Origin of the sequence: Blastococcus sp. TF02-8 (assembly GCF_003319175.1) — a bacterium.
Lineage (GTDB): Bacteria > Actinomycetota > Actinomycetes > Mycobacteriales > Geodermatophilaceae > Blastococcus.
This window is the reverse complement of sequence record NZ_QOHK01000002.1, coordinates 1-12,137: the sequence shown is the minus strand read 5'-3', so window position 1 is coordinate 12,137 and position 12,137 is coordinate 1. Positions and strand designations below refer to the sequence as shown.

12 protein-coding genes and 2 tRNA genes are annotated in these 12,137 nt (G+C 72.0%); 11 read left to right on the top strand and 3 right to left on the bottom strand.

From position 1 onward, the window contains the following. Positions 1-23 precede the first annotated feature (23 nt). From recF to DQ237_RS04140, 3 genes are read left to right on the top strand one after another with little or no spacing between them, the layout of a single operon-like run. Positions 24-1,202, top strand: a complete 1,179-nt coding sequence (gene recF / locus DQ237_RS04150; RefSeq protein WP_113797530.1) for a DNA replication/repair protein RecF — start codon at positions 24-26, stop codon at positions 1,200-1,202. Beyond that, positions 1,199-1,699 carry a DUF721 domain-containing protein gene (locus tag DQ237_RS04145; RefSeq protein WP_113797528.1) on the top strand — a complete coding sequence of 167 codons (501 nt, stop codon included), beginning with the start codon at positions 1,199-1,201 and terminating at the stop codon, positions 1,697-1,699. The genes recF and DQ237_RS04145 overlap by 4 nt, the downstream gene beginning before the upstream one ends. A gap of 52 nt (positions 1,700-1,751) precedes the next feature. Further along, complete coding sequence (locus DQ237_RS04140; RefSeq protein ID WP_113797526.1) at positions 1,752-2,759, top strand: hypothetical protein; 1,008 nt, start codon at positions 1,752-1,754, stop codon at positions 2,757-2,759. 84 nt (positions 2,760-2,843) lie between these two features. Here DQ237_RS04140 and DQ237_RS04135 read toward each other — a convergent pair whose 3' ends face one another. Beyond that, positions 2,844-4,169, bottom strand: a complete 1,326-nt coding sequence (locus DQ237_RS04135; protein WP_240619395.1) for an SDR family oxidoreductase — start codon at positions 4,167-4,169, stop codon at positions 2,844-2,846. Next, a complete protein-coding gene (locus tag DQ237_RS20090; protein WP_240619394.1) occupies positions 4,147-4,335 on the bottom strand; it encodes an NAD-dependent epimerase/dehydratase family protein in 189 nt (62 codons plus the stop codon). Before DQ237_RS20090 ends, DQ237_RS04135 begins: the two co-directional genes overlap by 23 nt. A gap of 284 nt (positions 4,336-4,619) precedes the next feature. On the opposite strand from DQ237_RS20090, the gene gyrB reads away from it, so the two are divergent. The 8 genes from gyrB to DQ237_RS04100 all read left to right on the top strand — a co-directional run bounded on the left by gyrB (position 4,620) and on the right by DQ237_RS04100 (position 12,009). Next, positions 4,620-6,650 (top strand): DNA topoisomerase (ATP-hydrolyzing) subunit B, encoded by a 2,031-nt coding sequence (gene gyrB, locus DQ237_RS04130; RefSeq protein WP_113797524.1) that lies wholly within the window; start codon positions 4,620-4,622, stop codon positions 6,648-6,650. Positions 6,651-6,772: 122 nt separating this feature from the next. Further along, a complete protein-coding gene (gene gyrA, locus DQ237_RS04125; RefSeq protein WP_113797522.1) occupies positions 6,773-9,241 on the top strand; it encodes a DNA gyrase subunit A in 2,469 nt (822 codons plus the stop codon). A gap of 104 nt (positions 9,242-9,345) precedes the next feature. Then, positions 9,346-10,005 (top strand): DUF3566 domain-containing protein, encoded by a 660-nt coding sequence (locus tag DQ237_RS04120; protein ID WP_113797520.1) that lies wholly within the window; start codon positions 9,346-9,348, stop codon positions 10,003-10,005. A gap of 56 nt (positions 10,006-10,061) precedes the next feature. After that, a tRNA-Ile gene (locus tag DQ237_RS04115) sits at positions 10,062-10,135 on the top strand. Between the two features lie 81 nt (positions 10,136-10,216). After that, positions 10,217-10,357 carry a DLW-39 family protein gene (locus DQ237_RS19590; RefSeq protein ID WP_166509490.1) on the top strand — a complete coding sequence of 47 codons (141 nt, stop codon included), beginning with the start codon at positions 10,217-10,219 and terminating at the stop codon, positions 10,355-10,357. Positions 10,358-10,380: 23 nt separating this feature from the next. Continuing rightward, positions 10,381-10,453 (top strand) — tRNA-Ala (locus DQ237_RS04110). Between the two features lie 108 nt (positions 10,454-10,561). After that, positions 10,562-11,095 carry a peptidylprolyl isomerase gene (locus DQ237_RS04105; RefSeq protein WP_113797518.1) on the top strand — a complete coding sequence of 178 codons (534 nt, stop codon included), beginning with the start codon at positions 10,562-10,564 and terminating at the stop codon, positions 11,093-11,095. Positions 11,096-11,148: 53 nt separating this feature from the next. Further along, positions 11,149-12,009 carry a rhomboid family intramembrane serine protease gene (locus tag DQ237_RS04100; protein WP_240619393.1) on the top strand — a complete coding sequence of 287 codons (861 nt, stop codon included), beginning with the start codon at positions 11,149-11,151 and terminating at the stop codon, positions 12,007-12,009. Positions 12,010-12,031: 22 nt separating this feature from the next. On the opposite strand, the gene DQ237_RS04095 is transcribed toward DQ237_RS04100, so the two are convergent. After that, the coding region (locus DQ237_RS04095) for an integrase core domain-containing protein (RefSeq protein WP_147251739.1) at positions 12,032-12,137 on the bottom strand (106 nt) is incomplete at its 5' end.

The following is a 12,137-nucleotide window of genomic DNA, read 5'->3' as shown; positions in this document are numbered from 1 at the left end:
AGCGCTGCTGGGAAGCTGAGGTCATGTACGTCCGCCATCTGCAGGTCGGTGACTTCCGCAGCTGGCAACGGGTGGACCTCGCGCTGCAGCCGGGGCCGACCGTCTTCGTCGGCCGCAACGGTGAGGGCAAGACGAACCTGGTCGAAGCGGTGGGCTACCTCGCCACCATGAGCAGCCACCGGGTCTCCGGCGATGCACCGCTGGTACGGCACGGTGCCGCGCAGGCCGTCGTGCGCGCCGCCCTGCGCCGTGGCGACCGCGAACTCCTGGTGGAGATCGAGATCAACCCGGGCAAGGCCAACCGGGTGCGGGTCAACCGCGCCCCGCTCCCCCGCCCGCGCGAGCTGCTCGGGCTGGTCCGCACCGTGCTGTTCGCCCCCGAGGACCTGTCCCTGGTCCGGGGCGACCCCACCGAGCGGCGCCGCTTCCTCGACGAGCTGCTCGCCACCCGGACCCCGCGGCTGGCCGGCGTCCGCAGCGACTACGAGCGGGTGCTCAAGCAGCGCAACGCCCTGCTCAAGACCGCCCGGATGGCGCGGGGCAAAGCGATGGAGACCCTCGACGTGTGGGACGGGCACCTGACGGAGCTGGGTGGTCAGCTCCTGGCGGCGCGGTTGGGGCTCGTCGCCGACCTGGCCCCGCACGTGGCGGAGGCCTACGCGGGCGTGGCCGGGGCCGGCGCGGCGGCCGCCGGTCTGGGCTACACCTCGACCGTGCCGCTGGCAGGTGACGGGACCGCGCTGGTGCCGGAGGATCGGCTGCCCACCGTGGCGGAGCTGTCCGAGGCGATGCGCACCCGCATCTCCGAACGGCGGGGGGACGAGCTCGACCGGGGTATGACGCTGGTGGGCCCGCACCGGGACGACCTGGTGATCCACCTGGGCCCCGCGCCGGCCAAGGGGTTCGCCAGCCACGGCGAGTCCTGGTCGCTGGCACTGGCGTTGAAGCTCGCGACCTTCGCGCTCTTGAGGGCCGAGGGCGAGGACCCCATCCTGGTCCTGGACGACGTCTTCGCCACCCTCGACGCCGAGCGTCGGGCGGCGCTGTCGGCGGTGGCCCGGTCGGCGGAGCAGACGCTGATCACCGCCGCGGTGGTGGACGACGTCCCGCCCGAGCTGCGCGGGGCACGGGTGGAGGTGGGCGACGGGTTCGCCGTCGTCGTCAAGGACGCGATCCCGGTCGGGGAAGGGGGCACGGCGTGAGCGAGGACCGGCCCGCCCGGCCCAGCGACATCGCCCGTGCCGCGCTCGAGGCGGCGCGCGCGGCGTCCGCCGCCCGGCCAAAGCCCACCCGGCGGCGGGTGGCCGGTCCGCGGCGCAGCTGGAGCGGCCCCGGGCCCGGCGCCGACGACCCACAGCCCTTCGGGCGCCTGGTCGACTCGCTCATCAGCCAGCAGGACTGGTCGGAGCGGACCCGGGTCGGCTCGGTGTTCGGCCGGTGGGACGCGATCGTCGGCCCGGACATCGCCTCGCACTGCCGCCCCGAGACCCTGAGCGAGGGCGAGCTGCTCGTCGTCGCCGAGTCCACGGCGTGGGCCACCCAGCTGCGGTTGCTCGCGCCGTCGATCCTCGGGAAGCTGCGCGCCCAGGTGGGCGGGGACGTCGTGACGAAGCTGCGCGTTGTCGGACCGACGGCGCCCAGCTGGAAGAAGGGCCCGCGCTCCGTGCGCGGCCGGGGGCCGCGCGACACCTACGGTTGAGCCCCGCCCAGCCGGCTCGCCCACCCGCACGGCCCGAGAGGACGATGGACCGATGAGCAGCCCGCGCGACCCTGACGACCGGGACGGCTTCGACGACCGTGCCGACGGCAGCGGCTGGCGGGAGCCACCGCACCTCGGTCCGGGCTCCGGCTCCGACGACGACGTGGACCGCCCCAACTTCGCCGACCGGCGCCGCACGCCGCGGGACGAGTCGGACTCGCTCAGCAGCGCGTCCTGGCAGCCGCCGGGCTGGGACCTGCCGGCGGCCGAGCCGCAGCGCCCGACCCCGCCGTCCGCCGGGGCGCAGCAGCCCGCCCCGGCGCCGGTCGAGCCTCCGCCGTCGTTCGACGCCCCACCGCCTCAGGGCCCGCCGGTGCCCGGGGTCCCGCCGGGGTCGACGCCGCCTCCGTCCTGGGGGCAGGACCGCCGGCGCGGCAGCCGCTCACGCGGGTCCGCCGACCAGGTCTTCGCCTACCAGGGCGACCTCGTGGGTGCGCAGGGCTGGGCGCTGCAGCAGGGGTGGACCGTCTCCGACGGAACCGCTCCGCAGGACGCGCCCCTCGCCGACCTGATCGCGAGCTCCCCGGTGCGCGCCACGAAGGACCACCGTGCCGGCAGCGTGCTGCGTGGTCGTGCCGGCGGTCTGGAGCTGGTCGCCTTCGACGTCGTCTACGCCTCCGGGCGCTACGTCGTCCCGGAGTACGCGATCACCGCGGCGCCCGTGCTCGACCGGCTCCCGGTCTTCCGGCTGCTGCCCTCCCGCTTCTGGCGGCACCGCACCGGCGGGCTGGTGCCGCTGGGCACCGGCGACCCGGCGTTCGACGCCCGCTGGCTGCTGCTGGCCGGTGAGGACGACCCGCGGCTGCACCGGCTCGCGCAGGATCCCGCGGTGCACGCGCTGCTGCTGGGCACCGACGACGGGGACGAGTTCTGGTCCGGGGCCGGGCACGTCGCGGCGATCCGGCCCGACGGGCACCGACCTCAGCTGCTGGAGCACCACGCCCGCCTGCTGACGGCGATCGTCAGCACCCTCGGGCGCCCTGATGATCAGGTGACCTGATCGTCATGGGTCCTCCCTCGCGGTCGACGGTGAGGGGGGACCCGGAACGGTGAGGGAGGACGACGCTCGCCGGGGGGCAGCGGGTCAGGTGTCGGCCTCCTCGGCCGCGCGGGTGATGCCGCGCAGCATGCCGCCGAACACGAACCCGTGGAACACCGCCACCGCCCACCAGTACGCGTGCCCGGCCAGCCCGCGTGGGGCGAACGTGGCCCGCTGGCGCAGGACCACCGCCCCGCCGCCGTCCCCGTGTTCCACGTGGAACTCCAGCCAGGCGAGGCCGGGCAGGCGCATCTCCGCGCGCAGCCGCAGCAGGCGCCCGCTCTCCCGCTCCTCCACCCGCCAGAAGTCCAGCGCATCGCCCACGTAGAGCCGGTCCGGATCACGGCGTCCGCGACGGAGACCGACGCCGCCGACGGCGCGGTCCAGCCAGCCGCGCACCTTCCACGCCAGCGGCCAGGAGTACCAACCGCGATCGCCGCCGATGCCCTCCACGATCCGCCACAGCCGGTCGGCCGGTGCCGAGGTCGCGCGCACCCGCTCGTCGACGTACAGGCTCCCGTCGGCCCAGTCCGGGTCCGTGGGCAAGGGGTCGGAGGGGGCGCCGGGCACCGAGGCCGTCGCCCAGCGGGTGGTGACGGCGGAGTCCTTGACCCGCTGCACGGCCAGCCGCACGGCCTCGTCGAACCCGAGGAGCCCCTCGGGAGGGTCGGGCACGTAGGCGGCGATGTCGTGCTCGGTGCAGACGACGGTGTTGCGCAGCGACTCCACCAGGGGCCGCGCGATGCCCGCCGGCACCGGCGTGACCAGTCCGACCCAGTGGCTGGAGAGCGACGGGCTGAACCACGGCACCGGCAGGATCCGGCGGCGGGGAAGCTCGGCGACCCGCGCGTAGCGCTGCATCATCTCGGCGTAGCTCATCCGGTCGGGGCCGCCGATGTCGAAGCACCGGTGCACGTCCGCCGGGAGCCGGGCGCAGGCCACGAGGTAGCGCAGCACGTCGCGGATGGCGATCGGCTGGATCCGGCTGTGCACCCAGCGCGGGGTGACCATGACCGGCAGTCGCTCGGTCAGGTAGCGGAGCATCTCGAACGACGCCGAGCCGGAGCCGAGGACGACGGCGGCCCGCAGCACCACGGTGGGCACGCCCGACCCCAGCAGGATCGCGGCGACCTCGGCCCGGGACCGCAGGTGCGGTGAGAGCTCCTCGTCCTGCGGCTCGAGACCGCCGAGGTAGACCAACCGCCGGACGCCGGAGGCGCGCACGGCGTCGGCCATGACGCGGGCGGTCCGCCGATCGGTCTCCTCGAACGACGGGCCGGTCCCCAGGGCGTGGATCAGGTAGTAGACGACGTCGGTCCCGGCGCACGCGGCGGTCACGTCCTCGGGATCACCGGCGTCGGCCCGCACCACCTCGACGTCGTCCGCCCAGGGGTGGTCGCGCAGCCGTTCCGGGGGAACGGCTCATGACCCGCACCCGGTGGCCGGCGGCCAGCAGTTCCGGGACCAGGCGCCCGCCGACGTAGCCCGTGGCCCCGGTGACCAGGCAGGTGAGCGAGGAGGGGGCCGCGGAGGTCATGGGTGGAGTCTGCGGTCGGTTCCGTGCCGGCGCCCGACGCCGCGAACCGCTCACGGGACCGAGGACGGCGTGTCGACCGGGCACCCAACATCGTTGGTGGCGGAGCTTCCGGGAGGACCGCAGACACGACGTCAGGGCGTGGACGGCGGCATTCCTGTCAGCCGTCGCGGTATCGTGGACGACGGAAACCGTCAGCATCCGGCTGAGCGCCCTTGTGCGCCGTTCCGCCCCCTGTCCCGTGTCGGGGGCGAGAGGTCGCCGGATGCTCGAGAGGAAGGCCCCACGTGGTCGCAGCACCCCAGACCGAGTCCGACTACTCGGGCAGCTCCATCACCGTCCTCGAGGGGCTCGAGGCGGTCCGGAAGCGCCCGGGTATGTACATCGGCTCGACCGGTGAGCGCGGCCTGCACCACATGGTGTGGGAGGTCGTGGACAACGCCGTCGACGAGGCGCTGGCCGGGTACTGCGACACCGTCAAGGTCACCCTGCTCGCCGACGGCGGCGTCCGGGTCGAGGACAACGGGCGCGGCATCCCGGTGGACCTGCACCCCGTGGAGAAGCGGCCCACCGTCGAGGTGATCATGACCGTCCTGCACGCGGGCGGGAAGTTCGACGGCAAGAGCTACGGCGTCTCCGGCGGTCTGCACGGCGTCGGCGTCACCGTCGTCAACGCCCTCTCCACCAAGCTCGACGTCCGCATCTGGACGCGCGGCAAGGAGTGGCACCAGGAGTACACGGAGGCCAAGCCGGGCCCGCTCGAGGAGGTCGGCCCGACCGACAAGCGCGGCAGCCAGATCACCTTCTGGGCCGACGGCGGCATCTTCGAGACCACCACCTACTCGTTCGACACGATCAACCGCCGGCTCCAGGAGATGGCGTTCCTGAACGCCGGGCTGACGATGATCCTGCGCGACGAGCGCCCGGGCCACGCCAAGGCCGAGACCGGCATGGGCGAGGAGTCTCTGGCCGAGGCGGCCGCCCCGGTGGAGGCCGAGGAGGAGGCCTTCGAGCCCACCGAGGTCGTCTACCGGTACGACGGCGGTCTGGTCGACTACGTCTCCCACATCAACCGGCGGCGCACGGCGATCCACAAGTCGGTCATCGGCTTCTCCGCCGAGGGCACCGGCAAGAACGACATGGCCATGTCCGTGGACATCGCGATGCAGTGGTCCGACGCCTACTCCGAGTCGGTGCACACGTTCGCCAACGTCATCAACACCCACGAGGGCGGCACGCACGAGGAGGGCTTCCGCGCGGCGCTCACCTCGATCGTGAACCGGTACGCCGTCGAGAAGAAGCTGCTCAAGGAGAAGGACGAGAAGCTCACCGGCGACGACATCCGCGAGGGTCTCGCCGCGATCATCTCGGTGAAGCTCGGCGACCCGCAGTTCGAGGGCCAGACGAAGACCAAGCTCGGCAACACCGAGGTCAAGGGCTTCGTCCAGAAGATCTGCAACGAGCAGATCGGCCACTGGTTCGAGGCGAACCCGACCGAGGCCAAGACCATCATCACCAAGGCCGCCTCGGCCGCCCGGGCCCGCCGCGCCGCCCAGGACGCACGCAAGCTGGCCCGCAAGAGCCTGCTCTCGGTGAGCGGCCTGCCCGGCAAGCTGGCGGACTGCCGCTCGACCGACCCGCGCAACTCCGAGGTCTACATCGTCGAGGGCGACTCGGCCGGCGGCTCGGCCAAGTCCGGCCGCGACTCGATGTACCAGGCGATCCTGCCGATCCGCGGGAAGATCATCAACGTCGAGAAGGCGCGCATCGACCGGGTCCTCAAGAACGCCGAGGTCCAGTCGATGATCACCGCCTTCGGCACCGGTATCCACGACGAGTTCGACATCTCGAAGCTCCGCTACCACAAGATCGTCCTGATGGCCGACGCCGACGTCGACGGCCAGCACATCAGCACGCTGCTGCTGACCCTGCTGTTCCGCTTCATGCGGCCGCTGGTCGAGGGGCAGTACGTGTACCTGGCCAAGCCCCCGCTGTACAAGATCAAGTGGGGCGGCAAGGTCGGCGACGAGTACGCCTACAGCGACCGCGAGCGCGATGCCGTCGTGAAGGCCGGCGTCGAGAGCGGCCGCAAGATCAAGGACGAGATGATCCAGCGGTTCAAGGGTCTCGGCGAGATGAACGCCAGCGAGCTCTGGGAGACCACCATGAACCCCGAGACCCGCATCCTGCGCCAGGTGACGCTGGAGGACGCCGCAGCCGCGGACGAGATCTTCAGCATCCTCATGGGCGAGGACGTCGAGGCCCGCCGCAGCTTCATCACCCGCAACGCCAAGGACGTCCGCTTCCTCGACGTCTGAGAGGACCCCGTCCCTCTCACCCCTCGCACGCTCGGGGTGAGCCTCCGGACGGGGCCACGGCCCTTAGCGGTCGACTTGGCCTTTTGTCCACCCCTGTGCACCGACCTGTGGAGACCTGAACCGTGACGGAGACCCCAGCCCGCGACCGCGTCGAAGCGGTCGACCTCCAGCAGGAGATGCAGCGCAGTTACATCGACTACGCGATGAGCGTGATCGTCGGCCGCGCCCTGCCGGAGGTGCGCGACGGCCTCAAGCCGGTGCACCGCCGCGTCCTGTTCGCCATGTACGACCAGGGCTTCCGGCCCGACCGCGGGTACGTGAAGTGCGCCCGTCCGGTCGCCGAGGTCATGGGTAACTACCACCCCCACGGCGACTCGGCGATCTACGATGCCCTCGTCCGCCTCGCCCAGCCGTGGTCGATGCGGTACCCGCTCATCGACGGCCAGGGCAACTTCGGTTCGCCGGGCAACGACCCGGCGGCCGCCATGCGGTACACCGAGTGCCGCCTGACCCCGCTGGCCATGGAGATGCTGGCCGGAATCGACGAGGAGACCGTCGACTTCCAGGGCAACTACGACGGCCGCACCCAGGAGCCGGTCGTCCTGCCGGCGCGCATCCCGAACCTGCTGATCAACGGCTCCGCCGGCATCGCGGTCGGCATGGCCACCAACATGCCGCCGCACAACCTCCGCGAGGTGGCCGAGGCCGCCTACTGGATCCTCGACCACCCCGACGCGGAGGCCGAGGAGGCCCTCACCGCGTGCATGGAGCGGATCAAGGGCCCGGACTTCCCGACCCACGGCCTGATCGTCGGCCGCGAGGGCATCGAGGACGCGTACCGCACCGGCCGCGGCTCGGTGAAGATGCGCGCCGTCGTCACCGTCGAGGAGGACTCCCGGGGCCGGGTGCAGCTGGTCGTCACCGAGCTGCCCTACCAGGTCAACCCGGACAACCTCGCCGAGAACATCGCCGAGCTGGTCAAGGAAGGCCGGCTCCAGGGCATCAGCGAGATCGCCGACGAGTCCTCCGACCGCGTCGGCCGCCGGCTGGTCATCACCCTGCGCCGCGACGCCGTCGCCAAGGTCGTGCTGAACAACCTCTACAAGCACACCCAGCTGCAGACCTCCTTCGGCTGCAACATGCTCTCCATCGTCGACGGCGTCCCGCGGACGCTGCGCCTGGACGAGCTGGTGCGCAACTGGGTCAACCACCAGATCGAGGTCATCCAGCGGCGGACCCGCTACCGGCTGCGCAAGGCCGAGGAGCGGGCGCACATCCTGCGCGGCTACGCCAAGGCGCTGGACCTCCTCGACGAGGTCATCGCCCTCATCCGCCGCAGCCCCTCGGCCGAGGAGGCCCGGTCGGGCCTGATGGAGCTGCTCGACGTCGACGAGATCCAGGCCGTCGCGATCCTGGACCTGCAGCTGCGCCGCCTCGCCGCCCTCGAGCGGCAGCGGATCATGGACGAGCTGGCCGAGATCGAGGCCCGCATCGCCGACCTCCAGGCGATCCTCGACTCCCCCGAGCGGCAGCGGCAGATCGTCCGGGACGAGCTCGCCGAGATCGTCGCGAAGTACGGCGACGACCGTCGCACCCAGTTCGTGGCCAACGAGGGCGACGTCTCCATCGAGGACCTCATCGCGGAGGAGGAGGTCGTCGTCACCATCACCCGCACCGGGTACGCCAAGCGGACGAAGAGCGACCTCTACCGGTCGCAGCGCCGCGGCGGCAAGGGCGTGATGGGGGCCCAGCTGAAGCAGGACGACATCGTCGACCACTTCTTCGTGGGCTCCACCCACGACTGGATCCTCTTCTTCACGAACAAGGGCCGGGTCTACCGGGCGAAGGCCTACGAGCTGCCCGAGGCCAACCGCACCGCCCGCGGCCAGCACGTGGCCAACATCCTGGCCTTCCAGCCGGACGAGAAGATCGCCCAGGTCATGCAGATCAAGGACTACGGCGTCGCGCCGTACCTCGTGCTGGCCACCGCGCGGGGGCAGGTGAAGAAGACCCGGCTCACCGACTTCGACTCCCCGCGCCAGGGCGGCGTCATCGCGATCAACCTCCGCGACACCGACGAGCTGGTGGGCGCCGCGCTCATCAGCTCCGAGCAGGACCTCCTGCTGGTCACGAAGAAGGCCATGTCCATCCGGTTCAAGGCCGACGACGCCGCGCTGCGGCCGATGGGCCGGGCCACCGAGGGTGTCCGCGGGATCTCGCTGGCCGACGACGACGCGCTGCTGTCGATGATGGTGGTCGAGGAGGGCGTCGACGTCCTGGTCGCCACCGAGCGCGGGTTCGCCAAGCGGACCGGGATCGAGAACTACCCGGCCCAGGGGCGCGGCGGCAAGGGTGTGCTCACCGCCGACCCCAAGGCGCGCAAGGGCAACCTGGTCGGAGCGCTGGCCGTCCGTCTCGGCGACGAGCTGTACGCGATCACCTCCGGCGGCGGCGTGATCCGGACGCCGGTCAACGGGGTGCGGCACAACAAGGACCGCGCCACCATGGGTGTCAAGCTCATGAACTTGCCTGAGGACGTGTCGATCGTGGCGATCGCGCGTACGACGGACAACGACGAGCCCGCGGCCTAGTGTGAGCAGCTAGTCACGCACGCGACGTGTCCCGCGGCGGCCTCGGTCGCCGCGGGACCCGGCACTGAGGGAGCGGTATGGCCGCTGCGGAACGGGAGACTGGTATGAGCGACCGGACTCAGGGTTCGGTGCGCACCGACTCCCGGGCCGAGGCGGCGCCTGCCGACGGGCAGTCGCCGGCATCGGCCACGCAGGCCCTTCCGGCCACCGGCGCGCAGCGTGCCGTCGCTCCGGGCTCGGGTGCCATGCCCGTCGTGCCCCAGCCGCTGACCGGTGAGGGGCAGGTTCCTGCGAGCAGTCCCTCGTCGGAGGCGCCATCCGCCGCTGGGGCCTCTCCCACCACGGGAGCCGGCCCGGCGGTCACGGCGACCGGTTCTCGTCCGGCCGCCAAGAGCGTCGGCCGCGGCCCGCGGCGGGCCCGGCTGCAGCTGCGGCACGTCGACACGTGGTCGGCCCTGAAGATCTCCCTGGCGCTGTCCATCGCGCTGTTCTTCATCTGGATGGTCGCCGTCGGCCTGCTCTACCTCGTGCTCAACGGGCTGGGCGTCTTCGACACCCTCAACGGCCTGGTCGGCCAGCTCGGCTCCGAGGCCGGCGAGGGCAACGACGTGATCACGCCGGGGGTCTTCTTCTGGGGTGCGGCGATCATCGGCGCCATCAACGTCGTCCTGCTGACCGCGCTGTGCACGGTGGGGACCTACATCTACAACCTCTGCTCCGACCTCGTCGGCGGCCTCGAGGTCACCCTGTCCGAGCGGGACTGAACGAGGACCCCCCTGCGGAGCGGCTCCGCCGGCCAGGTACGCTGTCGGAGGTTCACGGGCCTGTAGCTCAGGCGGTTAGAGCGCATCCCTGATAAGGATGAGGCCGGAGGTTCAAGTCCTCCCAGGCCCACCCGTGTGCCGGAGTCAGACGACTCCGCGCCCCTCCGGTCGCCGTCCCACGGCCGGCGTTGCGCTCGAGGAGGTTCTCCGCGTGCTGAAGAAGCTGGCCCTCGCCGCGATCGCGGCCGGTGCACTCGCCGCGGTGCGCCGGCGGTCCGGCGGCAAGGGCGAGGCGGACCTGTGGCACGAGGCCACGAGCGGCCCGGGGGCGGTCAGCACCCCCACCCGCTGATCCACCGGCCCGCAAGGGCCCTCGGGGACGTAGCTCAATTGGCAGAGCACCGCCTTTGCAAGGCGGGGGTTAGGGGTTCGATTCCCCTCGTCTCCACCGCACACCGCCTCCGCGGCGGGCCGGCGGGCGTCGGCGATGTTCCACGTGGAGCGCGTCCACCGGGCCGCGGGACAGCTGCTCCGACGACAGTGGGAGAGTGGAGCCGTGACTGAATCGACTCCCGCCCGCCGCGCGGTCCTGCACACCAACCACGGCGACATCACGGTGGACCTGTTCCCCGACCACGCGCCGAAGACGGTCGCGAACTTCGCCGACCTGGCCGAGGGTGCCCGTGAGTGGACGCACCCCGCCACGCGCGAGAAGACCACCGACAAGCTGTACGACGGCACGATCTTCCACCGCATCATCTCCGGCTTCATGATCCAGGGCGGTGACCCGCTCGGTCAGGGCATCGGCGGCCCGGGCTACCAGTTCGGCGACGAGATCCACCCCGACCTGGCCTTCACCAAGCCGTACCTGCTGGCCATGGCCAACGCCGGTCCGGGCACGAACGGCTCGCAGTTCTTCATCACCGTCGCCCCGACCACCTGGCTGACCGGCAAGCACACGATCTTCGGTGAGGTCGCCGACCAGGAGAGCCGGGACGTCGTCGACCGGATCGCTGCCGTGCAGACCGGACGCCAGGACCGTCCCGTCGAGGACGTCGTGATCGAGTCCGTCGAGGTGCAGCGCAGCTGACGCAGGAATCTGGAGGCGGCCCCGTCCAGGACCCCACCCCGGGCGAGCCAGGGGTGGGGGGGACGGGGCCCTCGGCCTGCTACCGGCACGCCGACCGCCCCACCGGGATCAGCTGCACCCGCTGCGGCCGGCCGATCTGCCCGGAGTGCATGATCCCGGCCTCGGTCGGCTTCCAGTGCCCGGAGTGCGTCCGCGCCGGCAACGCCTCCGTCCGGGCCGCCCGTCCGACCGGCGCGTGGCGCACGGCGACCGGTCGCTGGGGCGTCGTCACCGTCGCGCTCATCGCGGTCAACGTCGCGATGTTCGTCGTCACCATGGTCTCGGCCGTGACGGCGGGCAACCCCCCGCTGTCCAACGCGGACTCACCGGTGTTCGACGCGCTGTCGCAGTGGCCCTACGGGGTCTCGCTGTTCGGCGAGTGGTGGCGCATCCTGACCGCGGCGTTCCTGCACATCGGACCGGTCCACCTGGTCATGAACATGCTGGCCCTGCTCATGCTCGGGTCCGAGCTCGAGCGCGCCGTCGGCCGGGCCCGCTTCCTGGCGCTCTACCTGCTCTCGGCGCTCGGCGGCGCCGTGGCGATCCAGCTGTTCGGTGATCCCAGCGTGGCCGTCGCCGGGGCGTCGACCGCGATCTACGGCCTCATGGGCGGCCTCGGCGTCCTGCTGCTCTTCCGCAAGCAGGACCTGCGCGGGCTGCTGGCCCTCCTCGCGATCAACGTCGTCGTCAGCTTCCTGCCCGGCATCTCGCTGCTCGGGCACCTGGGCGGGCTGGTCGGCGGTGTGCTGGCGGCCGGCGTGCTCGTCCTGACCCGCCGGCAGCCGCGGGCCCAGTGGGCCGCCCTGGCGCTCCTGGCCGTTCTCCTCGTGGTCGTCGCGCTCAGCGTCCCGACCGTCGCCGTGCTGGGCGGCTAGATGTCGCGACCGGACACGTTGTTCACACGGCGAGGCGGCTGACCGGTGGGTGGCCTCCGAGGGCGGAGTGGCTGCGGGCAGTGTTGTAGTGGCTCAGCCAGCTGTCCAGGGCCGTGGTGCGCTCGTCG